We start from the raw sequence: 26866 nt of genomic DNA, 5'->3' as shown, positions 1-26866 counted from the left end.
TTTATGAATTCATTTGAAAAACAACTAGATCAATATGCGAAGACCATCGTTGAAGTCGGTGTGAATGTTCAAAAAGAACAAGAAGTCGTCGTATCTGCATCTACTGAATCTGCAGACCTTGTTCGTCTTGTTGCGAAACATGCGTATGAGCGCGGGGCGAAAAACGTACATATCCGCTGGAGTGACGGTGTTCTTGCTCGTTTAAAATATGAACATGCACCGCAAGATGTGTTTGAGCAATTCCCAGAATGGGAAGCACAGATGATGGAAACCATCGCAAAACGCGGCGGCGCTTTTATCACGATCTTGTCAGAAAGCCCTGACCTTCTGCGAGGCATTGATTCGAAAAAAATCGCCGCACAGCAAAAAGCCGCTGGATCCGCCCTTCATACATATCGCCAATACGTTCAATCAGACAAAGTGGCTTGGACGGTTGTAGGCGCTGCATCAAAAGATTGGGCGAAAAAGATTTTCCCTGACCAGACAGATGAAGAAGCTGTCGCTTTATTATGGGATCAAATCTTTAAAGTCGCTCGCGCTGATCAAGCAGATCCTGTGGAGGCTTGGAAAAAGCACGATGAGTCGCTAAATGAAAAGGTCAAAATCCTAAATGAGCGCCACTACCAGAAGCTTCATTATGATGCTCCTGGCACTGATTTAACGATTGAGCTCCCTGAGCAGCACATTTGGGTAGGTGCCGGCAGCGTGAGTGAGCGCGGCGTCTCTTTCATGGCTAACATGCCGACTGAAGAAGTCTTTACTGTACCTAAAAAAGACGGTGTAAATGGGACTGTCTCAAGCACAAAACCGCTCAGCTATGCAGGAAATATCATTGATGAGTTTACTTTAACATTTGAAAATGGCCGAATTGTCGATGTGAAAGCGAAGGAAGGCGAAGACATTTTAACTTCGCTCGTTGAAACAGATGAAGGCTCTCATTATCTAGGTGAAGTTGCTCTTGTACCAGATGATTCACCAATCTCAAACTCGAATATTCTCTATTACAATACCCTTTATGATGAAAACGCATCGAACCACCTTGCCATCGGCAGCGGATATGCGTTCAATATCGAAGGCGGAAAAGAGATGAATCGTGAAGAATTGGATGCAGCTGGTGTAAACAACAGTATCACACACGTCGATTTCATGATTGGTTCAAAGGAAATGAATATTGACGGTATTACAAAAGACGGAAAACGTGAACCGATCTTCCGTAATGGGAATTGGGCGATTTAATCGAAAAAAAAGACATCCACAATTGGATGTCTTTTCTTATTTACGCATAAAGCTCAACGAGTCTCTTTTGAATCTCTTGATCTGATAAGAACTCATCATATGTTGTTTGTTTATCGACGATGCCATTTGGCGTCACTTCGATAATACGGTTTGCCACTGTTTCAACAAACTGATGGTCATGAGATGAGAAGAGCATCGCTCCTTTAAAGCTCATTAAACCGTTATTTAGCGCCGTAATGGATTCTAGGTCTAAGTGGTTCGTCGGCTCATCCAGAAGCAGTACATTCGCTCCTGACAGCATCATTTTCGATAACATACAACGAACCTTTTCTCCTCCTGATAAGACGCTTGCTTTTTTCTTTACTTCTTCCCCAGAGAAAAGCATACGTCCTAAGAATCCGCGTAAGAAGCTTTCGCTTTGATCATTAGGAGAATATTGGCGAAGCCAATCCACTAAATCGACATCGTTTCCTTCAAAGTATTCACTATTGTCTTTCGGGAAAAAGGCTTGAGATGTTGTGACGCCCCATTTATATGTCCCGCTGTCTGGCTCCATCTCACCAGCAAGAATTTTAAATAAAGTAGACACAGCAAGCTCATTACGGCTTAGGAACGCAATTTTATCCTCGCGATTCATGATAAAGCTGACGTTATCAAGTACTTTCACACCGTCAATTGTTTTCGATAGACCTTCTACTTGAAGGACATCATTTCCGATTTCACGCTCTGGCGCAAAATGAACATACGGATATTTACGTGAAGAGGGCTTAATATCGTCTAAAGAGATTTTATCAAGCAATTTCTTTCTTGAGGTCGCTTGCTTCGATTTAGAAGCGTTCGCACTGAACCGGGCAACGAACTCTTGAAGCTGCTTAATTTGCTCTTCTTTTTTCTTATTTGCATCTTGGCTGAGTTTCAGCGCTAGCTGGCTAGACTCATACCAGAAATCATAGTTACCGACATATACTTGAATTTTTCCGAAGTCTAGGTCCGCAATATGTGTACACACTTTGTTTAAGAAGTGACGGTCATGCGAAACGACGATGACGGTATTTTCAAAATGAATAAGGAACTCTTCTAGCCACTGGATGGCTTGTAAGTCCAAGTGGTTCGTTGGCTCATCCAGAAGAAGGACGTCAGGCTTGCCAAATAACGCTTGGGCTAGTAGTACTTTTACCTTTTCAGAACCACCAAGCTCAGACATTTTCTTCGATTGAAGGCTCTCTGGAATGCCAAGACCTTTTAATAAGATCGCTGCTTCACTTTCTGCTTCCCAGCCGTTTAACTCAGCGAACTCACCTTCAAGCTCTGCTGCACGAATCCCGTCTTCATCTGAGAAATCAGGTTTCATATAGATCGCATCTTTCTCCTGCATCACATCATATAAACGCTTGTGACCCATCATGACGACTTTTAATACTTCAAATTCTTCGTATTCAAAGTGGTTCTGTTTTAAAATCGCTAAACGCTCACCAGGGCTCATATGAATATCGCCCGTCTGAGCCTCAATTTCACCTGAAAGAATCTTTAGAAACGTTGATTTACCAGCTCCATTGGCACCAATTAAACCGTAGCAGTTGCCAGGAGTGAATTTAATATTTACTTCTTCAAATAGTTTACGATCAGCAAATCGCAAACTAACATTATTTACTGCAATCATTTATTAATCCTCCATCACTCATTCATCATTATGAAGTATAACATGAATAACGTTTGATAGAAACGTCTCTCACTAAGAACGAAGGCAAATTGTCCAATATGGTATAATAAGTGGGAATGATTTATTGAAGGAGTTCGTGCGATTTGAGATTACTTACACTGATGGAATACTGTTTATTGATTTTCTTTATGGGTATTTATTTATCTGCAACAGGCTTTAATGCGAGGGATTTTGGCCTTTATATTGGGCTTGTGCTTATTTACACACTGGTACACATCTTTTCGAAACGCTTTTTACAAAAGCGAGGGAAAGAAAATCATAAGATCGGATTGTTTCGGTCCGTTTTAGCCATTACTGGGTCTGTCTTCGCTTCTGTGTTGGCTATTGTGCTCATTGTTACAGTGCTCACGCCAAATTAAAAGCGACCCTTCTTTTAAGGGTCGCCCATTCAAGCACTTTTCTCACACACCTGAGAAGGGTGCTTTTATTTTGTTTGCCGAATGTCGCCAAATGGGAAGAAAACAAATTCTGATGTCCCGACAACCCGATCCTTTTCAATGAGTCCAAGTCCATTTCTGCTGTCCATGGAATTGAGTCTGTTGTCCCCCATCACAAAGTAATCGTTTTTCGGTACTTTCACTGGACCAAAATCACCTGTCAAATGCACTTCATACTCTTTCGCATGTGCCTTGTTCTCTTTTAAATAAGTCTCATCTACTTTTTTACCATTAATGTAAAGCGTATCATCCTTCATTTCAATCGTGTCTCCCGGAAGACCGATCAATCGTTTTACATAATGAATTTTCTGGCCATCTTTTCCATTAATAATCACGATGTCACCTCGTTTGACACCACCTAGATAGTTAATGGTTTTGTTGACAAACAGCTTTTCCCCATCATGAAGGGTCGGTTCCATTGACTCTCCTTCCACCACATACGGCTCAAATATAAACGTACGGATGAGCAAGACGAGCGCAAGTGCAATTAAAATGGCTTTGATCCATTCAAACAGTGAACTTTTCTTCTCTGTTTTGGCTTGCTTTGCATCAGATTGAATATCATTTTCGTTTTGTTTGTTTTCTTCGTTCAAAATACTGCTTCCTCCTAAGACTTTCTGCTAAAAGACTTGAAACGTGAATTGAATAACTTTACTTTATCACATGTCATTTAAAAATTCACAAGACAACCATTCAATTAGATATTTTTTCCTAATTTGTTCATAATTAAACAAAAAGAAGCACCGCTGTTCACGATGCTTCTCTTCTACTTTACGCTTCTAGTTTCACTGGTTTTTTCAAAATACCAAGTAAAATCGCTGTTACAACGGCACCGATTAAGATGCTGATGATATAAAGTATCGGATGATTTGTTACCCAGAAAACGAATAGTCCGCCGTGCGGTGCAGGAAGCGTGACTCTAAAGAATTTCGTTAATCCGCCAGCCACAGCTGCTCCAATGACAGCTGAAGGAATCACGCGTAGAGGATCAGCCGCTGCAAACGGGATCGCCCCTTCAGTGATGAAGGCAGCTCCCATGAAGTAGCATGTAATTCCTGCTTCTCGGTCACGTTTTGAGAATTTATTTCTAAAAATTGTTGTAGCAAGTGCAATACCTAATGGTGGTACCATTCCGCCTGCCATAATGGCAGCATGCGGTGCATAGTTTCCAGCAGCAATCATTGCAAGACCAAATGTGTAAGCCGCTTTGTTAATTGGCCCACCCATATCAATCGCCATCATACCTGCCAAAATAATGCCCATTAAGACAAGGTTTCCAGTACCTAAAGTTTCAAGCCAATGAGTTAATCCGTCCATCACCATTTTTACTGGTGTGTTAACAACGTAATGCATAATGATACCTGTGAAGAAAATACCGAACAATGGATAGAGCAGAACCGGTTTAATCCCGTCGAGCGACTGCGGTACGAAAGTGAATACTTTTTTAAGTAACACAACGACATAACCAGCAAGGAAACCGGCAATGAGTCCACCTAAGAATCCTGCACCTGCTGCTGACGCCATAAATCCACCGACCATACCTGGCGCAAAACCTGGACGATCAGCAATACTCATCGCAATAAATCCGGCTAATACAGCCACGATTAAGGCAAGTGCATTATCTCCGCCAATTCCTTTTAAAACAGCTGCAAATGAATTAAATGAAGGGTCATTAGGGTCAGCCGATTTAATACCCCAGAAGAATGAAATTGCAACAAGGATACCGCCCCCGACAACAAATGGAAGCATGTTGCTTACACCGCTCATTAAGTGCTTGTAGAAACCACTTCTCCCTTTGCCAGATGACTCATGTTCGTCTTTTGAAGAACTGCCGCCAGATCCTTTATAGATCGGCGCATCTTGATTGACTGCTTTTTCAATCAATTCCTGCGGACGACGAATTCCTGCTGTCACAGGTACTTCAATGACATGTTTGCCTTTAAAGCGTTCCATTTCAACTTGCTTGTCCGCTGCCACAATGATGGCTGGTGCTTCTTCGATTTCTTTTGCCGTAAGAGCGTGTTTAATACCACCAGAGCCGTTTGTTTCGACTTTAATGTCAACGCCCATTTCTTTCGCTTTTTCTTTCAAAGCATCTGCTGCCATAAATGTATGTGCAATACCTGTTGGGCAAGCTGTTACTGCTAAAATCTTAGCTGGTTTACCTGATGCAGCCGGCTCCTCTTGAACTTCCTCTTCTTCATCGTCCTTGTCATGCGTATTGATGATATCGATGATTTCATCTTCAGTAGCCGCTTCAAGAAGCTGCTTTCTGATTTCTTCACGCATCAGAAGTGTTGATAAACGAGAAAGTGCTTCTAAGTGCGTGTTGTTTGCGCCTTCAGTTGCTGCAATCATAAAGACAAGATGACTCGGCTGCGCGTCCAGTGATTCATAATCTACACCAGCTACCGAGCGGCCAAATGCAATGGCAGGCTCTTTGACACTTGCTGTTTTAGCGTGAGGGATAGCAATTCCTTCACCAATACCAGTAGAGCTCTGTTTTTCACGGTTGATCACTGCTTCTTTGTAGCCCTCTTTATCATTTAACTTGCCAGCTGTATCTAAAACAGTGACTAGTTCTTCAATGACTGCTTCTTTCTGCTGGCTGTCTAATTGAAGCTTAATGGTTTGCTTTGTGAGTAGTTCTGTTATTTTCATGATGACTCCTCCTTTAAATGCGTGTGACTTTTACTTGTGGTAATAGTGTGTCGACAAGCTCTTTTGTCCCAAGCTCCTCAGAAAATGCTGTAGCACTGCCTGATGTGACGCCAAGCTTAAATGATTCTTCAATCGAAAGGCCTTTCGAAACGCCGGCTAAAAATCCTGCAACGACTGAATCCCCTGCACCAACCGAATTAACAAGCGTACCCTTTGGAACATTGGACTGATAAATCCCTTCCTTACTGAATAAGAGAGCGCCATCTCCAGCCATGGATACGATGACATGTTCAGCACCTTGTTCTAACAGCTTCTTCCCATAAGGAATGGCTTCTTCTGCAGTAGAGATGCTCGTCTCAAACATTTCACCTAGTTCATGATGGTTTGGCTTCATTAAGAACGGTTTCAAGCCTGCTGCTTTTTTAAGGGCTTCCCCGGAAATATCAAGAACAACTCTAACGCCTTGCTTTTCGCACACTTCAGCAATACGTTCATATGTGTTATGAGGCAACGAAGAAGGAATGCTGCCAGCTAACACAACGACATCTCCTTCAATCAATGAGGTAAATTGAGACAGAAACGACTCAAATTGCGCTTCAGTAATTAATGGGCCGAGTCCGTTGATTTCGGTTTCTTCACCTGTTTTTAGTTTCACATTAATTCGTGTATCTTCTGACACCTCGTGAAAGGCTGTTTGTAATTGTTCGTTTTGTAAAAAGTCTTGAATATATTTGCCTGTAAATCCGCCTATGAATCCAAGCGCTTTTGATTCAACACCGTGACGTTTTAAAAGCCTTGAGACATTGATCCCTTTTCCGCCTGGATATTTTTTGTCATAGGTTGAACGATTCAAACCGCCGACTGCGAAATCCTCCACGTGTACGATGTAATCAACTGATGGGTTTAAAGTAACTGTATAAATCATGTTTTCACTACCTTTATAACCGTTTTTTCATGGTAATTATCGAATGAATCCTCTTTTGCGTCGTTTGTGATAATGGTGGCTTCCTGTAAACTAGCAAAGGTTGAAAACGATATTTCGCCAAATTTAGAGGCATCTGTTAAGATATAGGTTTTTTTCGCCTGCTTCATGGCCCTTTTTTTCATGAGCGCTTCCTCTGGATCAGGTGTTGTAAACCCTGCCTCGGGATGAATGCCGTTCGTCCCAACAAAGCTTTTGTCAAAACGGTAATTTTCCATCGCCGTCAAAGCTGCGGCTCCCACCATGGCTCCTGTTCGATGTTTCACTGATCCGCCTATCAGGTAAAAAGAAATGCCTTTTCTCATGAGTGCTTCAATGTGCATAACACCGTTTGTCACCACAACAATATCTTGTTCTGGATCGATATATTCAATCATTTGCTGTGTGGTCGTACCAGCGTCTAAATAAATACAATCACCTTGTTTTAAAAGTGAAGCAGCTGCCTCTGCAACCAATGACTTTTCTTGAAGGTTTTTGGCAGATTTCTCAAATACATCTGGTTCAAGACGGATACTTGATATCTTGGCTGCTCCCCCATGAACTCTTTTAAGAAATCCTTTTTCTTCAAGGGCTGATAAATCTCTTCTAATAGTAGATTCAGACGCATCCGTCATAATCGTTAAGTCCTGTATTTTGATGACATCATTTTCTTCTAAACAGTCGATAATGAGTTGATGTCTTTCCGGTGTTAACATGAAAACACCCCCTTTTGAAAACGTATTCATTTTGCGCGCACCTTTATTGTAATCGCTTTTTTCAACATTATCAATACAAAACAATCAAATACATTCAATAACTATCAAAATCTTTCACAATGGTCATCTTACCTTTATATGTACCATTTGTAAACTGAAAAATATGTGACATTAAGATGAAAGTCATGATCTTAGCATTTCTATCATTTTTCATTTCATTCAATAGAACTAAAAAAAGCTTTTATGCGATGTGCATAAAAGCTTTTGATGTTTGATTACAGCGGAATTCACACTGTTTGTATACTTTTGTTCTTCTCGAAATTATTCATATCTAAGAGAATCAATCGGATCTAGTCTTGCTGCTTTATTCGCAGGAATTAACCCAAAAACAATCCCAATAAACATACTAAACAGCACACCTACACAGATGATTTGCCAAGATACTAAGGACGGCCAGCCGGCAATGAGTGATACTAACGAGGCACCGCCTATACCTAGTGCAATCCCCATCAACCCGCCGATCAAGGTTAAGACGACAGACTCAATTAAAAATTGAACGAGTATTTGAGCCCTCGTTGCTCCAATCGCTTTTCGAATACCGATTTCCCTTGTCCTCTCTGTCACAGAAACAAGCATGATATTCATCACGCCGATACCGCCGACAAGTAAAGAAATTCCAGCTATTGAGCCAATGATTGTGGTCATAACAGACGTGATTTGACCAATGCCTTCTGCGATTTCTTCCATGTTGATCATTTCATAAGCATCTTCTGTATGATGATTTTCATTTAATAATGCAGCCGCACTCTTTCCTACTTCCTTCATTTGATCAGCATGTGCGACTTGAATTGACAACTTATCGTATTCATTGATCCCAAATGTGGAGGTGAGCATTGCAAAAGGGACATATATTTCATTCATATCGAATGAGAGCATCCCTTTTTGTTTGGCTAAAACACCGATGACTTCAACCGGCTGTCCGTTCATCCAAATCATTTCGCCCAATGCCTTCTGTCCATTAAATAATTCTTTTTGTAAGCCTTCAGAGATGAGGGCGGCTCTTCTGCCGCTTCTAAAGTCAATATCTCTTAAATTCTGCCCTTCTGCTATTTGTAATGAATGTACATTCGTATACCCTTCATTTATACCGTTAACTGTCGCATCCACTGTTGTATCTTGAAATCTCAGCTGCATTCCTTGCGCAGTCGAAGAGGCAACCTGATTCACCCCATTGATTGTCTTAATACTTTTTATGTCTTCCTCAGTAAATGTGGCATCGAATAAAGCGTTGGGATTTGCATTTAACTCTTCGTCAGACGGCGTATACGTCATATCAACGGTATTGTTTGGACCTGAAATTGACCCTTTTAGCATTTGCTCGCCGCCTTGACCGATAGCCACGACCGCAATGACTGATCCAACACCAATAATAATCCCAAGCATCGTTAAAATAGAACGTAATTTATGAGCTAAAACAGAATTCATCGCTATTTTGATATTTTCAAAGAGTTTCATTCATAGCGTCCCCTTGTGTCAATCTATCTTCAACGAGTCGGCCATCTCTTACAACGACCGTCCGATTTGTATATGCAGCTATTTCTTCTTCATGGGTGACAAGCACAATCGTTGTCCCTTCCTCATTCAGCTTAGTAAACTGTTCCATGATTGAGAAGCTTGTTTTTGAGTCAAGAGCGCCTGTCGGTTCATCTGCTAAGATAAGCTGCGGCTTATTGACAATTGCACGGGCTATTGCCACTCTTTGCTTTTGTCCTCCCGACAACTCACTTGGCATATGTTTCATTCGGTCTGTCAAACCAACCTTTTCAAGTGCCATCTCTGCGCGTTCTTTTCTTTCCTTTTGACTGATACCAGCGTAAATCATCGGAAGCTCAACATTACGCCTCGCATTTAACCTCGGCAGCAGATGAAATTGCTGAAAGACAAATCCAATGAATTGATTTCGAATCACTGCGAGGTCTTGATCCTTTGCTGCTGACAGCTCTCTTCCTTGAAAATGATATTGTCCTGTAGTTGGCCGGTCTAAACAGCCAACGATATTCATTAACGTCGATTTTCCAGAGCCGGACGGGCCCATAATGGACATATACTCGCCTTTTTCGATGACAAGATCGACCTCACTTAATACATCAAATGATTCTTGGGCAACCTCGTAGCTTTTTGTCACGTTTGAAAGCTGAATCATTCAGCATTCACTTCCATTCCGTCATACATGTCATCTGATGGATGAGAAATGATTTGATCCTCTGCTATGACACCTTTTGTCACTTCAAGATCATGACCTGACGTTTCCCCTAGCTCCACTTTTACTTTTTTAAGTACATTCTTTTTGACAACATATACATATTGTCCATCATCCTCTTTTTTTACAGCTGATTCAGGAATCGTTAGGGCTTGACGCTTATCTGTTTCAATTTCCATGATCATTTTAAAACCAGGTTTTGCTTCAGGTTTTTTTCCCTTTATTTCGATTTCAACTGGATATTGCACCGTTTGATCACCTGCAGTTGTTTCAGATGCTGCCTGAGCAGGTACAACCCCCACTTTTTTCACGACCCCTTGCCAGCTCTTTCCGCGAATGACATCAGACGTTATCTTTACTTTTTGTTTCTTTTTCACTTTTATGGCGTCATACTCAGAAATCAATCCTCGCACAATCATTTTTTTCTCATTGCCAATATGAATGATCGGCTGCCTTTCTTCCGGCTTTCCTGCCCCTCCTTCTTGCTCAATGGAAATGACTGTACCGGCAATTTTACTATGTACGATTAAATCTTCTATTTGTGTTTTTACTTTTTCTTGGCTGATCTCTGCTTGTTTTTGTTCTAATTCAGCCGCTTTCAGCTCTAGTTCAAGCTGGTCTCGCTCGGTTTTAGGATTGGCAGCGGAGTCGCCTCCTTGTTTTTTATCTAATTCGCTCAATCTATTTTGTAATTGTTCGCGTTTTAACGTACTGGATTCAACCGCAAGAGCTTGCTGCTCTTCTTCAAGCTCCAGCTCTCTATTTTCATATGTAAGAAGCGGCGTTCCTGGCTTTACCTTTTCTCCTTCTTTCACAGAAATCCCCTTCAAGTGTCCCTTTTCCTCTTCTGCATAAATGAACTGCTCTTCAGAGAATGAAAGTGTCCCTGGCGTCATGACCGTAGTGGTGATTTCTTTTTGCGTAGGTTTTACTGTTTTGATAGCTGCTGACGAAGCAGGCTTTGATTGATTTTTCGCAATGTTAAAGCCAATAAATAGACCGATAACAATAATAAAAATGGATCCGATGATGATTTTCTTTCTCATAAAGACATTCTACCCCCAGCTTACTGATATGGTGATTGCAGTTCCTACATATTGAAAAATGATAGATAAGAGATAAAAGACTCCTATAATGGTCCAAGCGATTCTTGGCGATATATGGCCAACTTTCATCAATAAAAAGCCTGTTAAAACAAGGTTCCAGATCACAAATAGATCAATATTGGCAAGCACAGCATGCCATGGACCAGGCGTTTGAATGAGTGCATTTAATGAGGTGATTGTGATGTTTTTTGGCACATGGAACAGAATGATGGACAGATGAGAAATAATCGTACCAACGATCGTAACTGGTGTAATAAAAAGGACTGCTGAAAATAGCTGCTGAAACGATGCATCACCCTTTGCTAAAAATACGATGAACTTATATATTGCAGCATTAATCACAAGCCCGAGAAGTAGACCAATTAGCGTCACCACATAAACGACCGATACCGGCAAGCTTAAATCTGCCCACATTCCTTCATTCACCAGCTCTGACAAATAAGTGACAATCACTGTTAAAAGAAGTACACAGGATAAAGGCCACCAAACCACCGGATTTTCCCATAATCTTTTCAGGTGCTCTGAAGGTCTTATGCTCACTCCAATGATCGTAGGCTTTTGCATATTTTCTTTCATCAAATGTCACCCTCTCTATGTCATGCAAGTATGCAAACGCACATGCTCTCTCTTATTCTTTCTATTTTATCAAAAGATTGCCAATAAGTGATGGATGATTTGATTTTCTTATTTTCATTGCGGAAAAAAATGATCTATTATTCTATTATCATGAATGACAACCTCCAAATGACACCATGACCAGACAATATTCATATCAAAAAATAGAGGTTTTACTGACCTAAAAACATTTTATCAAAAAAACACATGTCTTTCGGAATAAATATCCTTTTCCTTTGAATTTGGATAGTCTTCGTGAGACACAACAATTTTTTGTTAAAATAATCCTAGTAATTTCAACAAATCCCGGCTTTATAGGACTACGAATGGTTTCTTTTATAGAACAAATGAGCCTTTAGTAACAATACTTTCATATTAAAAAATTAAAAATATAATGATTTTACTTGATCAAAAGTTATTTTTTCATATAATGTAAAATAGAGGTAGGTTAAATGATAGTGGAAATGGAGTCAAGTGAATGTTAAGAGAAAAATTGAAAACGCAATTGATTTTACTTTATGAAAAGGAACAAGAAGCATGGCAATACTTTCGAAAGGAAAGAGAACTGATTTATCATGAGCTCAAATTACTTGATATGAAAGAAAGCAGACCATCTAATGACAAAATATACTACGCTGCCAGATGTGTAGATATTATTAAAGAGAAAAAGGGTAGCATTGTGAGCACAAAAGAATTAAAAGAACAGCTTCAAGCCCAGACAGATTTCAATGTGAGACGAATTAGTGAATTGTATGATCTGATTCAGCAGCTCGATCCTCACATATCTAAAGCACGAAGGGGATGTTTTATTTACGAAGATCACACCCAAATACCTCTACAATCTTTTCACACATAAAAAATTGGTTACAGCCGCTGGCCATAACCAAATCCTCTAATATCTATTATCCACCGCTTACAGGAGGAATGAATGCAACAGTGTCCCCGCTACGCACTTCAGCGTTTCCCCTCGTATATAGTTCGTTGACTGCAACCATCACATTTTGTGCAGCATCAACACCATATACCTCCTGTAATTCTAATTTAATCTCATCAACCGTTGTTTGATCTTTTTGAATGATGATTTGTTGTTTACCGGCCTTCTCAGCAAGGCCGGCGAACAATAATACACTAATCAAGCTGATCACCTTCTTTCTTTGCAAGTTGAAGATCGCTAGGTTTCCCCTCTGGATATGAAACTTTTTCAAGCTGATCACCTATCCAGGCTTCCCCGTCTTCCCAATATTCTTTTTTCCAAATCGGAACGATTTCCTTAATTCGCTCAATGGCATATTCGTTCGCTTCGTATGCAGCCTTCCTATGAGGAGATGAAACGGCTATCGCAACAGCAATATCCGTTATATCAAGTGTCCCGATCCGGTGCACAATGGCTGCTTCAGTATCAGGCCATCGTTTCTTGATTTCTTGTCCAATTTGACTTAGCATACTTTCAGCCATTGGTATGTAAGCTTCATAAGTTAAGCGCAACGTTTTCTTACCGTTTGTCCACTCTCTGACCGTCCCGATAAACGTCGTAATGGCCCCTGCCTTCCGCCTTGTCACATGCTGAATCAATTCATTCACATCAATCGGCACTTTTGTTATTTTAAAAAGTTCACTCAAATAGAGCCACCTCCCTTCAATAAGTTATAACAAAATGTATGCGCATCCTTTTCAAAGGCTGAAAACACTGGAAAAGAGTAATTTTTGGCTAACTGAAACTCTTGAGAAAAATAAATAGCTGCTTGTATATCGGAAAGTGTTGAAAGATCAATGAGCTCCTCTTCATTCTTCACACAAACGATTTTGCGGTATGGTGCCTGTTTATACCCTTCTATCAAGACCGCGTCTAATGGAAGATACTGACACATGTTGAGCAATTGCTTTAACGTGATGTGCTGCATTGAAAAGTGAAATTCACCCTCTCCTTCTACGCCAGTGGCAAATGCACCTGCCCCGACATATCGATCGGTGTCTTTTTCTTTCAAAAGACGATCTGGTTTACCGCCATGTCCATGGTGTTTAAAACAGCCTAGCTTCAGTTCATCAATTACAGCCAGCTGACAGAGCTTTTCAATCAACGACGTCTTTCCGCTGTTTTGATAACCGACCACCTGTAATATGCTTAATGTGTCATCCAGCATGGGGAACCCTCGCCTTCGTGCTGAAACAGCAGAACATGCACCTGATCACCAGCCTTAAAACCTCTTGTTCCACCTGGCAGCACGATGAAACAGTTAGCCTCTGCTATTGAGGTCACGGCACTTGATTTATCGAGACCTGTTGGGGTCACACTGAGCTGACTGCCAGTGAACTCAAGTGCCGCTCTAACAAATCGAGTAAACGGATTGGCTTTTGGGAAATCGTGTGTCAGCTTCGCCTCAGCAAAATCGGGTAACGACTGTGTCTTGAAAGACCATTTATAGATCATCGGTTTCACAAATAATTCAAAGCCAACGAAACAGGCAGCAGGATTTCCAGACAGCCCAAACAGCAGTTGACCATTTGGCATTGCAGCAACCGTCGTCACACTGCCGGGTCTCATGGCCACTTTATTAAATAGCACCTGAGCTCCCAGCTTTTCATAAATTGCAGGAAGAAAGTCAAAATCACCTACAGAAACTCCGCCTGTTGTAATTAAGAAGTCTACCTTGCTTAAGGCTGCTTTGACTGCATGATAGCTTTTGTCAAATTCATCGGACACACCGCCTAAATCAAGCGGCTCTCCCCCAGCCTTAAGGATCTGGGCATAAACCATACTAAGGTTACTGTTTCTAATCTTCCCGTCCACCATCGCATCACTCACTTGAAGAAGCTCTGTACCTGTTGAGATGATGCCGATCACTGGCTTTTTGACAACTGGAACTACCGCATATCCGAATGTCGCCAATAAGGCCGTAACGCCCGGAGTTACTTTGGTTCCTTTTTTGAGCATCACATTCCCTTCAAGTACCTCTTCTCCTTGACGAGAAATATTGTCCCCTTTTTTCAGCGGTCTTTTAAGTGACATGTAGGATTTTCCATCTTTTTCAAAGGTTTTAGTCAGCTCAAGCATGATGACGACATTTGCTCCATTCGGGATTTTTGCTCCTGTCATGATACGAATGGCTTGAAAGGGACCGATGGTTTTTGCTGAGACCACTCCTGCCCCAATATGATCAATGACCTCAAATTCAACCGGATGCTCGCTTGACGCTTCTTTTGTATCTTCTGCCCGAAGTGCAAAACCATCATACGGGGACCGATCAAATGCAGGCACATCATGATCTGCCAAAATATCTTCTGCAATGAACCTTTCAAGGCTATTTCTTAAGGGCACCCATTCTGCTTCTCCATGCTTTTCATATTGATGGACTTTCTGAATGGCTTCTTGTACTGGAATTGGCTGACGTCTTTCCATCACACTTCACTCCTATATCCCTAGCAGTTTTGCTAGTAATGAATTGGCTGCTTTTTCATCATTTGTCCCATGGATTAATGCACGTCCACCTTTGAAAAAGACAATACGATAAGATTCATAGCGGACATGGATTAAGAAGTCATTCACTTCCACCTCACAAATGGATGACAGTCGATCTTTCACATGCTGAAATGATAGATTAGCTAGATCCTTAGATACAACTTGGACTGTATCCCGCCCGCAAAGAATCGTCGTTTTTTTACGCTGCTCGTGTAAATAAGGATAGGTTCTATCTTTGCCGCAAGATGGACAGTCCTTCTGCTTAGTAAGAGACAAATCCATTTTAAACGATGTCGCCTGCCAAAGATCAAATGTGACAAATTTCCGTTCGATTTGATCTTCATGTCCTGTTAAATACTTTAGCGCCTCTGTTTGCTGATAAGCAGAAACCATCTGAACTGCTGGAGAAATAATCCCCGCTGTATCACACGTCAAGCCGCCAACAGGCAGTTCTGTAAAGACACACGATAAACACGGCGTTTTATCCGGTAAAATGGTCATATACAACCCCTGACTGCTCACACAAGCGCCATATATCCACGGCGTCTTCGTTTCCTGCGATAAATCGTTCATAATCATTCTCGTCTCAAAATTATCCGTCGCATCAATGACAATATTTGCGCTTTGAAATAACGGTCTTAACAGCTCCACCCCTGCATCTTCAATCAGGGCGTGTATGGTCACTTCATGATTGATCTCTTGGAGACGTTTTTTTGCCGCAGCTGCTTTTGGCACATGTGCCTTTGCATCATCTTCTGTGTACAGCTGCTGCCGCTGTAAATTTGAAAACTCTACATAATCACGATCAACAATCGTCAACTTGCCGATCCCAGACCGGACAAGCCCTTCCGCAGAGGCCGTTCCAAGTGCACCCGCTCCAACAATTAGAACATGACTGTCAGCAAGCGCACGCTGACCCTTTTCCCCAACCGGAGGGAACAAGATTTGTCTTGAATATCGGTCATTCAATGCTGTTCTCTCCTCACCATTTTTATGTATCATATCATACCGTTTTCAGGTAAATCGCTTCTTTTATTGATATTTCGAAATTCATTTGGTGTTGCGTTCAGTTGCTCCTCTGGGACGATACGCACCTTAAGCCTTTGAAGCAACTCTTTCATGGCTAATTGATTCTCTTTTAAACACGCATCAATGGACGGCAGACAGCGGCGGTGATAAAGCGCAAATAAAGGCTGTAATCTGCCCTGAACAAGCGGGATGATAGCATCTGCATGATCGCTGCAATAGGACGATAATGCTTCGGCGGTCTCCCTCCGTATGAAAGGCATGTCACATGCCGTCATTAAATACCATGCTGCTTCTTGCTTTTGCATCGCCGTATACATGCCGGCAAGCGGCCCGCATCCGCGAACCTGATCATCATCCAACCACACATCTCGTTCACCTCTTTCTTTAAAAAAAGTTAGAAGTGATGGATGGCTGATGATAACTGTCTGTCCTTTCAAAAGCTGCTTTTTCACATGCTCATATAGTGGTTTTCCTTGATACATATAACTTGCCTTTGGCTCTCCAAAACGTCTGGATGCTCCTCCAGCTAAAATGACATTGACTACGTCCATCCGCTCACCCTCCTTTGATATGGTTGTTCTAATCGCACTCATCTCGCATACTTTATTGGTAACATGAATAAGGAGGGTCTATCGATGAAAAGGCGCCATGCTTCTCCCCTATTCCATGACCTATCTCAAGAGAATTTATACTTAAAAGCGGAAACAGCCAAATATCAACAAATGATCGCTGATTTACAGTCCTCATATACGTATGCTAAAAATAAGAAGTTAACTCAAGAATATCACGAGATGAAAAAGGATTACACGCAATTAAAACAACAATTGGATGAAATGACCATTGATCAAGACGATGCAGCCTCAAAAATACAGGATCTTTCCTACAGCAAATCTGAATTATTACATAAAATAGTCCTTCTTCATGAAATGCTCCAAAAAGAAACCTTTCATAGAAGGAAAGAAACGGAAGAAAAACACCGGCTGCATTTAAAAGTAGTCAAATATAAAGAAATCTCTCAACAATTAAATGAACGGATGCAGGATCAAGATAAACGGCTTGCAAAAGAGGAGAAAAAAGGAAATACTTTATCCGCTGTGATTGAGAAACTGCAGCAAACATTAGGTGATAAAAACGCAGAGCTCAATCTATTACAGGAAGGCGTTAAACACCTGCAGGAGCGTTTTTTTGAAACACAAGAGAAATTACTGCAAATCGAAAAAGCAAAGGAAGCGATTTTTTATGAAACACTCACAAGCTATCAAAAGCAGTTAGCAGAAAGTGAGGAATGGATCGCATCTCATTTTGCTGATATTGACCAGTCAGCCCAAGCAAATTCACAGCCATTCTCTCGAGACAGCCTCCTGCAAACAACGGAAGAAATCGAACCCATCTTGAAAAAGCTGAACGAACAAGTTCAAACACTCCAAGCACAAGTCGATGCGGTGCAGCAAAATGGAGAAGTCATGACAGTGAAGATTGAAGGCTTCAAAAAACAGCGTGATCACCTGTCAAAGGAACGAAAAATTGTCTATACAGTTGATCAAAAAAAGTAATGCTCGCAATAAAAAAACTGCTGGCTTTTCGTCAGCAGTTTCTTTTTTATTTATTCGTCTTCTGTTTGAATATCGCCTTCTAAAATATACTGTCCGCGATATGGCTTTTTCACTTCAGGATACATTTTAATTAAGCTTTGCATAAACGTTGTCATATTTGGAATTTCAAGACCGCTCTCTTTTTCAATTTCTTTTTGAAGTTCAGAGCTTTTAATCGCTGCATTATGACGCTTTAACGTTTTAATCGCAGCTTCACGAAGCTTAGCTGCCTTTGAACCAGGGCGAGCTGTGCCTCTTCTGCGTCTTGTAGATCCTTCAGGAATACCTACAGGTGCACCGTTTAGCTGTCCTGTTCCTAAAGTTGATGCAGAATTTGATTGTGATTGTGCAGGCGGCTGGTAGCTTCTCATTTCTTGTGCAGCCAGTTCAGCTAATACAGGCAGTGAATCCGTTTTTCTTTCTGTACGCACTTCTTTTTTTGTATCTGACACTAGACCTGTTCCTTGACGGTCTAATTCTCTTAATTTTGCATAAATCGCATCTCGCTCAATTTGATATTCACGGATGACCTTTACTTCTGCTTCGTTTAATTGTTCCAATCGTAATCGTAACGCTTCCCTCTCATTAAACAATGGATTTCCCCCTCATCATATAAAAAATATTCTATAGTAAATATTAGATTAGAAAACTAATTTTATCAACTATTTTTTTATCATTTTACAGTTTGTTATCAGATAGGTATTTTCAACTAAAATTTTGCCAAAGAGGAACAATCGGCATCCATTTCATTGCCACTAAAGGCTTTTGACAAACCTTAAAATATTGTAAAAAATTTGAATAAACACTTATACTACTTGATTTACATCGTTATTTACCAAACTGAAATTTCTTTTGTGCAAAAACGTTCTGAATAGTAAAAAGTTAAAATCTTTACATTTTCATTTCAAAACAAAAATGTAAATAGGTCGTTATACCTTTTTGTTTCAGGAATATTTTTTTATAAACTCCCTCAATTTCGCTTTTCTTAGAAAGGCGAAGTCCATTCCGTGCAATAGGTCGCCTATTTTTGTCCATGAAAAAACCCCCATTTATGGGGGAAAGCCTATTCTGCAGCCTTTTCAGACTCAGAAAGCACTCGATTGACACGTTTCTCAAGCATTTTCATTCCGCTTCCGCCAGCTTGGAAGTGGCGCAGAGCACCTGTTTTATCAAATACATAATATGCTGGTACATATTCATTTTCAAAGGCTTCTGTTAATTTATGATCACTGTCCACAAAAATTGGCTGCGTGATTTCATGCTCTTTCGCAACTTCCTTGATCTTATCCAGATCTAGGTCATCCTCTGAACGCGGCATATGAACGGCTATCACGTTTAGTTGATCCTTGTATTCATCACGGAATTGATTGACTTGAGGCATTGCCTCTTTACAAAGATGACAGCTGACTGACCAGAAATGAATCAATGTTGGTTTCTCACCAATCAGATCTTCTTTTGTTACTTCTCCATTTAACCATTCTTTTGCACCAGTTAGTTCTGGCATTGGTTGACGTAATTTCATTATGAAGCGCCTCCATCCATTGTATGTGTCGAAACAAAAAGGTCTAACATTAGTTAGACCCTTCTGTTTCTTCAGCTATCAATTAAAGTGTTTTTTGACCAGGCTTCCAGTTCGCTGGGCAAAGTCCACCAGTTTGTAATGCTTGAAGAACACGTAATGTCTCATCTACATCACGACCGATATTGTTGTGGAATACTGTTTGATATTGAAGTTCGCCTTCTGGGTTGATAATGAATAAACCGCGAAGTGCAATTCCTTCTTCTTCAATTAAAACGCCGTATTCTCTAGATACTGTGTGGTTTGTGTCAGCAGCTAGCGGATATTTCAATTCACCTAGACCATTGTCTTTACGGTCTGTGTTGATCCAAGCAAGATGCGTATGGATTGTATCAGTAGATACACCAATGATTTCAGCATCTAAATCTTCGAACTCATCATAACGATCGCTCATTGCTGTAATTTCAGTTGGGCAAACAAATGTGAAATCCATTGGGTAGAAGAAAAGAACTGTCCATTTGTCATTCTTCATGTTTTCTTCTAAACTCACTTTACCAAATTCCTTGTTAGCAAGTACTGCTTCCATTTCAAAACGTGGAGCTTGTTTTCCTACAAAACGCTCTGCCATATGTAAATCCCTCCAAAAATAATATCTTTATACAGACTTCTAAGCTGTATATAAAATGAGAATCAAAAGTTGAAATTCTCATTTAGTTAATAACTTCACAATTACAATTATAATACTTAAGCGGTTTTTAGTCAATATTAATTAATAATAAATTTAATTAACGATTTGTCACAATCTCTTTCTCCACTTAACAAAAGTTTAACATGTCTTGCAGAAGGGAACAAATGATTAGCTTCTCTATTAGAGCATACATAGAAAGGTTTTGAAGATCATGAAAGGATTTGAACAAGTAGATTGGGTTTCCATTATCCTCAATAGCAGTATGATTTTGCTAAAACTAATCGCTATTTTCGCGATTTATTTTATCATTAGAGCCATCGGAAATAAGATGATTAAGCGTGCCTATTCCACATTCTCTGAAAAGCATGATGTCTCTTTATCAAGAGCTCAAACGCTGCAAAGTCTTACGTTAAATATTTTCGCCTACTTATTGATTTTTATTCTAGTGGTCATGATCCTCGACTTATTTCATTATAACCCGACCGCTTTATTAGCTGGGGCAGGCGTTGTGGGGCTTGCAATCGGCTTTGGCGCTCAAGGGCTAGTGAGTGATATTGTGACAGGATTCTTTATCTTATTAGAGAAACAATTCGATGTGGGAGAATATATAACAGTTGCTGGCTTTGATGGGATCGTAGAACAAATTGGACTTAGAACCACGCAGCTTCGAAGCTTTGACGGCACCCTTCATTTTATTCCAAATCGAAGCATATTGAACGTGAGCAATCATTCAAGAGGGACTATGCAGGCACTCGTCGATATCGAGCTATCTCCAGAAGAGAATGTGGATCAAATGATCACAGCTCTTCAAGCTGCGTGTGATGAGGTACGAAAAGACATTCCTCAAATTATCGAAGGCCCTCAAGTTGTCGGCGTGGAGGCGTTCGGATCCTCTTCCCTTGTACTGCGCATCATTGCAAAAACCGAAACAATGGAGCGATGGCGGGTAGAACGAATCTTGCGCAAAAAAATGAAAGAAGTTCTCGATATAGAAAAAGAGCAAAAAGAACCGGGATGATAATCTACCGGTTCTTTTTCTTGTTAGTTTTATTGAACACGCTGTTCTACTTCTTGACAAATTTCATCAGCCGTCATACCTGACGCGGTAATCACAGATGCTTTTGTCGTTGTGTCTGAGATGCCAAGAACATTTGAATCTAGTCCTGTGACAACATAGCAGTCACACTGATCCATTTGCTGTTCATTTTGAATACGTACGACGTCATATCCTTTTTGCTTCAGTAGTTCTTCTACATCGGATAAAGATGGTTCTACACCAATTCTTGTCATAATCAAGAACACCTCCTGTTCATAAGGTGTACAGGAGGCAGCTTGATTATTCATTCCCCTGCTTGCTTTTTGAAATAAGCTGTCATAACGTTTACAGCTGTTTCAATCGCTTTTTCATCAGGCATGAGTTTTGCATGATGCAGGCCATATTCTGAATCGACCCCTAACCAAAACATGAATCCAGGGTATTTTTTCAGCATGTAGCCAAAATCTTCTCCTGTCATGGCTTCTCTGCATTCAACCACATTCGCAAGCCCTTCTCCGGCAACATATGACATGAATTCCTCTGTCAGTTCCTTTGAATTGTCCACTTCGTAATAAGATGAAGGATATCGCACGGTTGCCTTGCATTCGTAGCCAATTTCAATCCCTTTTGCTAGTGCTTCAATTCGCTTTCTCACTTTTTCCATAGATTCTGGTGAAAGTGTACGAATGGTGCCATCAAGCTTCGCATGCTGCGCAATGATATTTTGAGCCGTTCCTCCTGTAATCGTGCCAACCGTAATGACCGCACTATCAAGAGGATCGACATTACGAGAAATAACCGATTGCAGCTGACCTACAAGTGCACTCGCAGCCACAACCATATCATTCGCTAAATGAGGGTAAGCAGCGTGCCCGCCTTTTCCTTCAAGATCAATTACAAGCTCACTCGTATTGGCAAAAAGCAGCCCTGGCTTTGTGGCTATCGTTCCGACAGGATACTCAGGTGCAATATGCAGCGCTGTAATAAAATCTGGCGTCCATTTTTTCAGCACATCACTTGTAAGCATCGGTTCAGCTCCGCCTGGACCTTCTTCTGCCGGCTGGAACATAAATAATAGATCTTCTTTGATTGGCTCATGAACAAAATGATCAATGATACCGAGTGCAATGGTCATATGAAGGTCATGTCCACACGCATGCATCTTCCCTTCATGTACTGATTGAAATGGATACCCTGTGTCCTCAGGAATTGACAGACCGTCCATATCTGCACGATACGCAAATACGCGCTCAGGATTTCTTCCCTTTACTTTGACAAAAAGTCCAGTTCGCCAAGTTTCTATCTCAACTCGATCTTTTGAATAAGCACCAAGATGATTGATGAGGTACGCTTGTGTTTTGAATTCCTTAAAACCAAGCTCAGGGATTTGATGTAAATCTCTTCGAATGGATATCAATTGCTCACGATTTAACAAGTGAACTCGCTTCCTTTCCTCTATACGAATAAGACGTGGATATATCATCCACGTCTATGTCTTCAGCTGCGAATTATTTGAATTAAAGCTGACGCAGTTCTTGTTTAATTTCTGTTTTACCTTTTGTTTTTTCATCAATGTCTTTGATTTTCTTTGCAGGTGTACCTGCTACAACTGTGTAAGGCTCTACATCGTTCACAACGATCGCACCAGCAGCTACGACTGCACCTTTACCAATTGTCACACCTTCTAGAACAACAGCGTTCGCACCAATGACAACTTCATCTTCTACGACAACTGGTTTAGCAGACGGTGGCTCAATGACACCTGCAAGGACAGATCCAGCACCGATATGACAGTTCTTACCTACTGTCGCACGGCCGCCAAGCACCACGTTCATGTCAATCATCGTACCTTCGCCGATCACAGAACCGATATTAATAGAAGCCCCCATCATGATGACTGCATTATCACCGATTTCAACTTGGTCACGAATGATCGCACCTGGCTCAATACGTGCTTTAATGTTCTTTAAATCTAACATCGGGATTGCAGAGTTGCGGCGGTCATTTTCCACGACAACATCTTCAATTTTGTCTTTGTTCGTTTCTAGCGCTTCTTGAATGTCGCTCCACTCACCGAAAACAACTCCAGTGTTTCCTGTGATGAACGTTTTTGCATGTTCACCAAACTCAATACCTTCTAAATCACCTTTAATGTAGACTTTGACAGGTGTTGATTTTGTACTATTTTGAATAAATGAAATAATTTCATTAGCGTCCATTTGTTTCATGTATGTATGTCCTCCTCTTAATTTATACTTCATTACTGTACCAAAGGAGAGTTTTAATGACAAGTGAAAGAGTTGACTCTTCAATGGAAAATAAAACAAGCGGGACCGATTACCCCGCTTCCTGCTGGTGAAGATGAACAAATTGCTTGCCAAAAGAAATCAATTTCTCCTCTTCTTCTCCTTCTGGATTTAGCTCGATCTTGACGGATGGCAGGACAATGTCACCGCCAAGCTCCTTCACTTTTTCTTCGATTAGGTCAACAGCTCCACAAAAATGCTCATAAGATGTATCCCCGGAACCGAATACAGCAAATGCTTTTCCCGTTAAATCAAGCTCTTCCATTTCTTCATATAAATCAATAAAATCATCAGGAAGGTCACCATCTCCCCATGTGTACGCACCTAACATAATGTGCGTGTAATCATTGAGAAGCTCTGCATCAATATCCATCGCTTCATGACGGTCCACGCTAGCTCCTGCTTCTGTTATTCCTTTTTCAATTAAATCTGCCATCGCTTCTGTATTCCCAGACATCGTGGCATACACCAGTAAAACCTTTTCTGTCACTTTTTCTTCCTCCTTATCAATGAATCAATGCCGGCTCCTCATATGGCCTCACAAACTTGCTTTCATATAAACCAGCACAGAAAAAGTTTTCATTTTGATTGGCTACACGAAAACCGTGTCCTTTGATCGTATCAAACCATTTGAGCTCTTTTTGCTCAATATCAAGCTGATACACTTTAGAAAACCCGTGTTCGTCTTGTGAAGTCGTCACATACACAATGCCATTATCCTCTGACACATCCAAGAATGATTCCTCTCTAGCAAAGGCTTGTGATTGAATATCATGCAGCATATTGGTATGTAAATCTAAAATTTGAACAGACCCCTTTTTACCTTTTTTTGACCCCAATGCGCAAACAAGCAGATGCTCCTGACAGAACAGCATAGAAGCTGTCATCCGGTGCTCCTCTCTGTTTAGGAGAAAAACCTGTTCACTCTCCAAGTCATACACCCATATTCCTCCGTGAACCTCATGAATCTGTGTTCCAATATAAAGGTGATCACCCGCAGCACATAAAGAACGAATGACAGGCGGGTGGTTCACATGAGCAAATGGCTTCATAATTTCCCAGGAAATCCCGAAATCATTTGACACATAAATACTATGTTTTCCATGTGCACACACAAACCCATCTTTGCGTCCTGTAATAGACCAAACGACTGCATTTGTTGGAAATGATGATAGCGCCCATGTATGGCCTTCATCTCCTGATCTAATCACTGTGCCATTTTCACCAACACCGAATAAATAAGGTCCAATATAGCTAATGGCATGAATTTTATGCTTGAACTTAAACAGTTGCTGCCACCCGCGCTCCACACTGTAGTGAAAAATACCTTCACGTTTTACAGCGACAAAGTATCCACCGTTTTTAGATGCAGCAACAGCTGTCGCTCCTTTATGAAACATGATTTTCAACTCGTTTCTCAGATAACGCCGCCCACGTTAAGAAACTCGTGGCAAATTCCTGACAGCACGCCACATCCTCATCGGTATCAGGCGCAAGCTCCATTTTCAATGTTTCAGGAAATACAGATGCACCGGTTGATTTGAGCATGTCATGAAATGTATGGACAGCCTCACAAAACTTCGGGTAGCTGTAATCTCCAGATCCGAACACAGCTGCTTTGATGTCACTTAGTTCAAGCGTAGAGACCTCTTCATAAAAGTCCTCAGCTTCATAAGGTAAATCACCATCACCCCATGTATAAGAACCGATGAACACATAATCGTATGAAGAAAGGTCCTCTGCGCTTGTATCATCAAATTCCAACATCTCTGTATCGATCTCTTTTCCTTCTAGTGTTTGCTTTATGATTGCTGCCATATCTTCTGTATTACCAGACATACTCGCAAATGCAATTAGTGCTTTCATCTATCGGTCACCTCATCTAAATGATAATCATTTTCAATTATTATATGTACACTTTAAATGATAATGATTTTCATTGTCAAATGATTTCATAAAAAAGCTTTGACCAAATCAACACTATAACCCAATGAAAAACCCGCTCATTCCAATTGGAAGGCGGGTTTTTCGTATCGAAGAGATCATCGGTTCCTCATTCGTTCGTTTCATCTATTCGAATAAAATATGGACCATAATCCGTTTCGTGCGTCATCACAAATGTCCATTTTTCATTCCAGTCCATCACATACATATCGTTATAATCCATATGATTAGATTGATATGGTAAATCATTGATTAAAAGAGAGCTGGCATTTTCGAAAAGATACGCCTCGTCAACAAATTGATAAAAAACAGTACACTTATCCTTTGATTGTTGAAGAAATGCGTCTATCGCTTCAACCTTTTCAAGGCATGTAACCATTCCAAAACTGCATAAATGCCATAAAAAATCATCTATTGATATCTCATTTTGTTCTTTAATTGAAAGATGACTAGCAAAACGTTCACGCCACCTCGCGCGCAAATGATCTCCCCATTCAGGTTTGTTGATTTTGATTAATTGATTGTTTTTCATAAGATCAAAGTCTCCTCTATGATTCGCTCCATCTATCTGTTGCTTTGATATGCGTGCAATAAGTAAATGATCATTCAACTAAAAAAAGCACCTCCTCTTCCAAGAAGGTGCTTACACGGCATCACTTTCAAGCATTTCTTTGACCACACCAACAAATGCTTGCACCTGTTTTAATTGAAAAGAAGCTTCATAGCCTAGCAGCCATGTGTCACGTCCGATTTGCTCTCCATTCACGTCAACAAGCGGTGTTTTATGAACACTTTTTTCGTGGTCGTATAAGGTGACCGAAGGCAAAATGGCGTAGCCGATGCCGTGGTAGGCCATTTGTTTACACGTCTCAATCTGGTCCACTAGAATCGTCTGCTTTGGAGACACTTTGAATTTTTGATGCCACCAGTGCTGGATTTCCTGATAATACGTGCTGTCGCTTTTAAATTGAATAAACGGGCGTTCTGTTTCGATTAACTCGTCCACGTCTTTGATAACAGAATCGACTAAATATAAATGATCTGTCATCAAATATTCCTTTGTTCCTTTCCAATCAGGGTTTCCGCGAATGATCCCAATGTGCACATGGTCCTCATATAAACTTTTGAGCATTTCACTACTCCAGCCGGTCACAAGTGATACCTTCGCATTTGGGTACTTTTGGACATATCGCTTTAACACTTTCGGCAGCCAGTGCTGTCCAATAATGGATGCAACCGCAAGCTTTAGTGTACCGTGAATTTCCCCTTCAAGTTCATCGATTCGTTCTCTCACTCGATCTTGCTCAACCGTCACCTCTTTTGCAAATTGAATGATCTGTTCACCTGCTGAAGTTACGGTGAGCCCTTTCTGAGAACGAAAAAAGATTTTGATTCCCCACTCTTTTTCGATCGTCTGCAATCTTTGAGATAAAGCAGGCTGAGAGACAAAGAGCCGCTCCGAAGCCTTTCTCATATTCAATTCTTCACTTAGCACAACAAGCATATGTAACTCCTGAAGCTGCATGGGCGTCCCCTTTCTCTCTATAAGTTTTTCTTATTCTATATGGTCATTATATAAATTA

At 40.8% G+C, this 26866-nt stretch carries 31 protein-coding genes; 5 read left to right on the top strand and 26 right to left on the bottom strand.

The genetic code is table 11. The annotated features are described in order from the left end of the window. Nucleotides 1-3 precede the first annotated feature (3 nt). Complete coding sequence (locus MKY18_RS07000; RefSeq protein ID WP_065097201.1) at nt 4-1236, top strand: aminopeptidase; 1233 nt, start codon at nt 4-6, stop codon at nt 1234-1236. A 40-nt stretch (nt 1237-1276) separates the two neighbouring features. Here MKY18_RS07000 and MKY18_RS06995 read toward each other — a convergent pair whose 3' ends face one another. After that, on the bottom strand, nt 1277-2896 hold the full coding sequence (locus MKY18_RS06995; RefSeq protein WP_065097200.1) for an ATP-binding cassette domain-containing protein: 1620 nt from the start codon (nt 2894-2896) through the stop codon (nt 1277-1279). 143 nt (nt 2897-3039) lie between these two features. On the opposite strand from MKY18_RS06995, the gene MKY18_RS06990 reads away from it, so the two are divergent. Next, a complete protein-coding gene (locus MKY18_RS06990) occupies nt 3040-3315 on the top strand; it encodes a hypothetical protein (protein ID WP_034619939.1) in 276 nt (91 codons plus the stop codon). A gap of 65 nt (nt 3316-3380) precedes the next feature. Here the strand turns inward: MKY18_RS06990 and lepB are convergent, their stop codons facing one another. The 8 genes from lepB to MKY18_RS06950 all read right to left on the bottom strand — a co-directional run bounded on the left by lepB (nt 3381) and on the right by MKY18_RS06950 (nt 11673). After that, on the bottom strand, nt 3381-3953 hold the full coding sequence (lepB, locus tag MKY18_RS06985) for a signal peptidase I (protein WP_034620046.1): 573 nt from the start codon (nt 3951-3953) through the stop codon (nt 3381-3383). 211 nt (nt 3954-4164) lie between these two features. Beyond that, a complete protein-coding gene (locus MKY18_RS06980; protein ID WP_342497791.1) occupies nt 4165-6054 on the bottom strand; it encodes a fructose-specific PTS transporter subunit EIIC in 1890 nt (629 codons plus the stop codon). A 13-nt stretch (nt 6055-6067) separates the two neighbouring features. Next, nucleotides 6068-6979 (bottom strand): 1-phosphofructokinase, encoded by a 912-nt coding sequence (gene pfkB, locus MKY18_RS06975; RefSeq protein ID WP_065097198.1) that lies wholly within the window; start codon nt 6977-6979, stop codon nt 6068-6070. Beyond that, on the bottom strand, nt 6976-7731 hold the full coding sequence (locus tag MKY18_RS06970; RefSeq protein WP_003211999.1) for a DeoR/GlpR family DNA-binding transcription regulator: 756 nt from the start codon (nt 7729-7731) through the stop codon (nt 6976-6978). The genes pfkB and MKY18_RS06970 overlap by 4 nt, the downstream gene beginning before the upstream one ends. A gap of 321 nt (nt 7732-8052) precedes the next feature. Continuing rightward, nucleotides 8053-9246, bottom strand: a complete 1194-nt coding sequence (locus MKY18_RS06965) for an ABC transporter permease (protein ID WP_044142039.1) — start codon at nt 9244-9246, stop codon at nt 8053-8055. Next, entirely contained in the window at nt 9233-9934 is a 702-nt protein-coding gene (locus MKY18_RS06960) for an ABC transporter ATP-binding protein (RefSeq protein WP_217013110.1), read from the bottom strand. Before MKY18_RS06960 ends, MKY18_RS06965 begins: the two co-directional genes overlap by 14 nt. After that, nucleotides 9931-11037 carry an efflux RND transporter periplasmic adaptor subunit gene (locus tag MKY18_RS06955; protein ID WP_268507298.1) on the bottom strand — a complete coding sequence of 369 codons (1107 nt, stop codon included), beginning with the start codon at nt 11035-11037 and terminating at the stop codon, nt 9931-9933. Before MKY18_RS06955 ends, MKY18_RS06960 begins: the two co-directional genes overlap by 4 nt. Nucleotides 11038-11046: 9 nt before the next feature. Further along, nucleotides 11047-11673, bottom strand: a complete 627-nt coding sequence (locus tag MKY18_RS06950) for a YIP1 family protein (protein ID WP_342497790.1) — start codon at nt 11671-11673, stop codon at nt 11047-11049. Nucleotides 11674-12190: 517 nt separating this feature from the next. Between MKY18_RS06950 and MKY18_RS06945 the strand changes: the two genes are divergently transcribed. Continuing rightward, entirely contained in the window at nt 12191-12568 is a 378-nt protein-coding gene (locus MKY18_RS06945; protein ID WP_003211488.1) for a hypothetical protein, read from the top strand. A gap of 46 nt (nt 12569-12614) precedes the next feature. On the opposite strand, the gene moaD is transcribed toward MKY18_RS06945, so the two are convergent. From moaD to MKY18_RS06915, 6 genes are read right to left on the bottom strand one after another with little or no spacing between them, the layout of a single operon-like run. Further along, nucleotides 12615-12848 (bottom strand): molybdopterin converting factor subunit 1, encoded by a 234-nt coding sequence (gene moaD, locus MKY18_RS06940; RefSeq protein WP_065097192.1) that lies wholly within the window; start codon nt 12846-12848, stop codon nt 12615-12617. Next, nucleotides 12841-13332: a molybdenum cofactor biosynthesis protein MoaE gene (locus MKY18_RS06935; protein ID WP_044142044.1), complete on the bottom strand. Its 492-nt coding sequence runs from the start codon at nt 13330-13332 to the stop codon at nt 12841-12843. The genes moaD and MKY18_RS06935 overlap by 8 nt, the downstream gene beginning before the upstream one ends. Next, entirely contained in the window at nt 13329-13853 is a 525-nt protein-coding gene (mobB, locus tag MKY18_RS06930) for a molybdopterin-guanine dinucleotide biosynthesis protein B (protein ID WP_065097413.1), read from the bottom strand. Before mobB ends, MKY18_RS06935 begins: the two co-directional genes overlap by 4 nt. Then, nucleotides 13835-15112, bottom strand: coding sequence for a gephyrin-like molybdotransferase Glp (glp, locus tag MKY18_RS06925; protein WP_260564573.1), 1278 nt, complete (start codon nt 15110-15112; stop codon nt 13835-13837). Before glp ends, mobB begins: the two co-directional genes overlap by 19 nt. Nucleotides 15113-15121: 9 nt before the next feature. Beyond that, the gene (locus tag MKY18_RS06920; protein ID WP_185107987.1) at nt 15122-16138 is read right to left on the bottom strand and encodes a thiazole biosynthesis adenylyltransferase ThiF; all 1017 of its coding nucleotides are present in this window, start codon (nt 16136-16138) and stop codon (nt 15122-15124) included. Between the two features lie 29 nt (nt 16139-16167). Continuing rightward, entirely contained in the window at nt 16168-16749 is a 582-nt protein-coding gene (locus MKY18_RS06915) for a molybdenum cofactor guanylyltransferase (protein ID WP_185107989.1), read from the bottom strand. 84 nt (nt 16750-16833) lie between these two features. On the opposite strand from MKY18_RS06915, the gene MKY18_RS06910 reads away from it, so the two are divergent. Further along, a complete protein-coding gene (locus MKY18_RS06910; protein WP_065097188.1) occupies nt 16834-17751 on the top strand; it encodes a sigmaE regulated sporulation protein in 918 nt (305 codons plus the stop codon). A gap of 50 nt (nt 17752-17801) precedes the next feature. On the opposite strand, the gene rok is transcribed toward MKY18_RS06910, so the two are convergent. From rok to ahpA, 3 genes are all read right to left on the bottom strand, one after another. Further along, complete coding sequence (rok, locus tag MKY18_RS06905) at nt 17802-18383, bottom strand: transcriptional regulator Rok (protein WP_044142051.1); 582 nt, start codon at nt 18381-18383, stop codon at nt 17802-17804. A 470-nt stretch (nt 18384-18853) separates the two neighbouring features. Further along, the gene (locus tag MKY18_RS06900) at nt 18854-19312 is read right to left on the bottom strand and encodes a TlpA disulfide reductase family protein (RefSeq protein WP_050945138.1); all 459 of its coding nucleotides are present in this window, start codon (nt 19310-19312) and stop codon (nt 18854-18856) included. Between the two features lie 82 nt (nt 19313-19394). Continuing rightward, nucleotides 19395-19937 carry a biofilm-specific peroxidase AhpA gene (gene ahpA / locus MKY18_RS06895; RefSeq protein WP_003211758.1) on the bottom strand — a complete coding sequence of 181 codons (543 nt, stop codon included), beginning with the start codon at nt 19935-19937 and terminating at the stop codon, nt 19395-19397. 271 nt (nt 19938-20208) lie between these two features. On the opposite strand from ahpA, the gene MKY18_RS06890 reads away from it, so the two are divergent. Further along, on the top strand, nt 20209-21015 hold the full coding sequence (locus MKY18_RS06890) for a mechanosensitive ion channel family protein (RefSeq protein ID WP_185107991.1): 807 nt from the start codon (nt 20209-20211) through the stop codon (nt 21013-21015). Nucleotides 21016-21044: 29 nt separating this feature from the next. Here MKY18_RS06890 and MKY18_RS06885 read toward each other — a convergent pair whose 3' ends face one another. From MKY18_RS06885 to MKY18_RS06850, 8 genes are all read right to left on the bottom strand, one after another. Next, nucleotides 21045-21287, bottom strand: coding sequence for a YkuS family protein (locus tag MKY18_RS06885; RefSeq protein WP_003211408.1), 243 nt, complete (start codon nt 21285-21287; stop codon nt 21045-21047). Nucleotides 21288-21337: 50 nt separating this feature from the next. Beyond that, on the bottom strand, nt 21338-22516 hold the full coding sequence (locus MKY18_RS06880) for an N-acetyldiaminopimelate deacetylase (protein WP_065097186.1): 1179 nt from the start codon (nt 22514-22516) through the stop codon (nt 21338-21340). Between the two features lie 34 nt (nt 22517-22550). Beyond that, nucleotides 22551-23261, bottom strand: a complete 711-nt coding sequence (gene dapD, locus MKY18_RS06875) for a 2,3,4,5-tetrahydropyridine-2,6-dicarboxylate N-acetyltransferase (protein WP_044142056.1) — start codon at nt 23259-23261, stop codon at nt 22551-22553. Between the two features lie 109 nt (nt 23262-23370). Further along, nucleotides 23371-23796 carry a flavodoxin gene (locus MKY18_RS06870; RefSeq protein ID WP_044142105.1) on the bottom strand — a complete coding sequence of 142 codons (426 nt, stop codon included), beginning with the start codon at nt 23794-23796 and terminating at the stop codon, nt 23371-23373. Between the two features lie 49 nt (nt 23797-23845). Beyond that, the gene (locus MKY18_RS06865; RefSeq protein WP_283924458.1) at nt 23846-24739 is read right to left on the bottom strand and encodes an exo-alpha-sialidase; all 894 of its coding nucleotides are present in this window, start codon (nt 24737-24739) and stop codon (nt 23846-23848) included. Beyond that, a complete protein-coding gene (locus tag MKY18_RS06860) occupies nt 24729-25205 on the bottom strand; it encodes a flavodoxin (RefSeq protein ID WP_065097184.1) in 477 nt (158 codons plus the stop codon). Before MKY18_RS06860 ends, MKY18_RS06865 begins: the two co-directional genes overlap by 11 nt. Before the next feature lie 187 nt (nt 25206-25392). Continuing rightward, entirely contained in the window at nt 25393-25815 is a 423-nt protein-coding gene (locus MKY18_RS06855; protein ID WP_113767752.1) for a DUF4275 family protein, read from the bottom strand. A 111-nt stretch (nt 25816-25926) separates the two neighbouring features. Further along, complete coding sequence (locus tag MKY18_RS06850) at nt 25927-26808, bottom strand: LysR family transcriptional regulator (RefSeq protein WP_065097183.1); 882 nt, start codon at nt 26806-26808, stop codon at nt 25927-25929. Between the last annotated feature and the right edge of the window lie 58 nt (nt 26809-26866).

The organism is Bacillus sp. FSL R7-0672, assembly GCF_038601465.1.
Taxonomy (GTDB): Bacteria; Bacillota; Bacilli; order Bacillales; family Bacillaceae; genus Bacillus; species Bacillus pumilus.
The sequence above is the reverse complement of the archived record's forward strand: the minus strand, read 5'-3'. Positions and strand labels throughout refer to the sequence as shown.

Excerpts from the sequence above, each read along its gene's own strand:
- MKY18_RS06850 (WP_065097183.1), bottom strand. The coding sequence starts at position 26,808 with ATGCAGCTTCAGGAGTTACATATGCTTGTTGTGCTAAGTGAAGAATTG.
- MKY18_RS06870 (WP_044142105.1), bottom strand. The coding sequence starts at position 23,796 with ATGTCTGGGAATACAGAAGCGATGGCAGATTTAATTGAAAAAGGAATA.
- ahpA (WP_003211758.1), bottom strand. The coding sequence starts at position 19,937 with ATGGCAGAGCGTTTTGTAGGAAAACAAGCTCCACGTTTTGAAATGGAA.
- mobB (WP_065097413.1), bottom strand. The coding sequence starts at position 13,853 with ATGCTGGATGACACATTAAGCATATTACAGGTGGTCGGTTATCAAAAC.
- MKY18_RS06855 (WP_113767752.1), bottom strand. The coding sequence starts at position 25,815 with ATGAAAAACAATCAATTAATCAAAATCAACAAACCTGAATGGGGAGAT.
- MKY18_RS06915 (WP_185107989.1), bottom strand. The coding sequence starts at position 16,749 with ATGGACGTAGTCAATGTCATTTTAGCTGGAGGAGCATCCAGACGTTTT.
- pfkB (WP_065097198.1), bottom strand. The coding sequence starts at position 6,979 with ATGATTTATACAGTTACTTTAAACCCATCAGTTGATTACATCGTACAC.
- MKY18_RS06885 (WP_003211408.1), bottom strand. The coding sequence starts at position 21,287 with ATGACAAGAATTGGTGTAGAACCATCTTTATCCGATGTAGAAGAACTA.
- dapD (WP_044142056.1), bottom strand. The coding sequence starts at position 23,261 with ATGAAACAAATGGACGCTAATGAAATTATTTCATTTATTCAAAATAGT.
- MKY18_RS06960 (WP_217013110.1), bottom strand. The coding sequence starts at position 9,934 with ATGATTCAGCTTTCAAACGTGACAAAAAGCTACGAGGTTGCCCAAGAA.
- MKY18_RS06970 (WP_003211999.1), bottom strand. The coding sequence starts at position 7,731 with ATGTTAACACCGGAAAGACATCAACTCATTATCGACTGTTTAGAAGAA.
- MKY18_RS07000 (WP_065097201.1), top strand. The coding sequence starts at position 4 with ATGAATTCATTTGAAAAACAACTAGATCAATATGCGAAGACCATCGTT.
- MKY18_RS06865 (WP_283924458.1), bottom strand. The coding sequence starts at position 24,739 with ATGTTTCATAAAGGAGCGACAGCTGTTGCTGCATCTAAAAACGGTGGA.
- MKY18_RS06860 (WP_065097184.1), bottom strand. The coding sequence starts at position 25,205 with ATGAAAGCACTAATTGCATTTGCGAGTATGTCTGGTAATACAGAAGAT.
- MKY18_RS06890 (WP_185107991.1), top strand. The coding sequence starts at position 20,209 with ATGAAAGGATTTGAACAAGTAGATTGGGTTTCCATTATCCTCAATAGC.
- MKY18_RS06900 (WP_050945138.1), bottom strand. The coding sequence starts at position 19,312 with ATGAAATTACGTCAACCAATGCCAGAACTAACTGGTGCAAAAGAATGG.
- MKY18_RS06980 (WP_342497791.1), bottom strand. The coding sequence starts at position 6,054 with ATGAAAATAACAGAACTACTCACAAAGCAAACCATTAAGCTTCAATTA.
- MKY18_RS06995 (WP_065097200.1), bottom strand. The coding sequence starts at position 2,896 with ATGATTGCAGTAAATAATGTTAGTTTGCGATTTGCTGATCGTAAACTA.
- MKY18_RS06965 (WP_044142039.1), bottom strand. The coding sequence starts at position 9,246 with ATGAAACTCTTTGAAAATATCAAAATAGCGATGAATTCTGTTTTAGCT.
- MKY18_RS06950 (WP_342497790.1), bottom strand. The coding sequence starts at position 11,673 with ATGAAAGAAAATATGCAAAAGCCTACGATCATTGGAGTGAGCATAAGA.
- MKY18_RS06955 (WP_268507298.1), bottom strand. The coding sequence starts at position 11,037 with ATGAGAAAGAAAATCATCATCGGATCCATTTTTATTATTGTTATCGGT.
- MKY18_RS06945 (WP_003211488.1), top strand. The coding sequence starts at position 12,191 with ATGTTAAGAGAAAAATTGAAAACGCAATTGATTTTACTTTATGAAAAG.
- MKY18_RS06880 (WP_065097186.1), bottom strand. The coding sequence starts at position 22,516 with ATGATATATCCACGTCTTATTCGTATAGAGGAAAGGAAGCGAGTTCAC.
- MKY18_RS06910 (WP_065097188.1), top strand. The coding sequence starts at position 16,834 with ATGAAAAGGCGCCATGCTTCTCCCCTATTCCATGACCTATCTCAAGAG.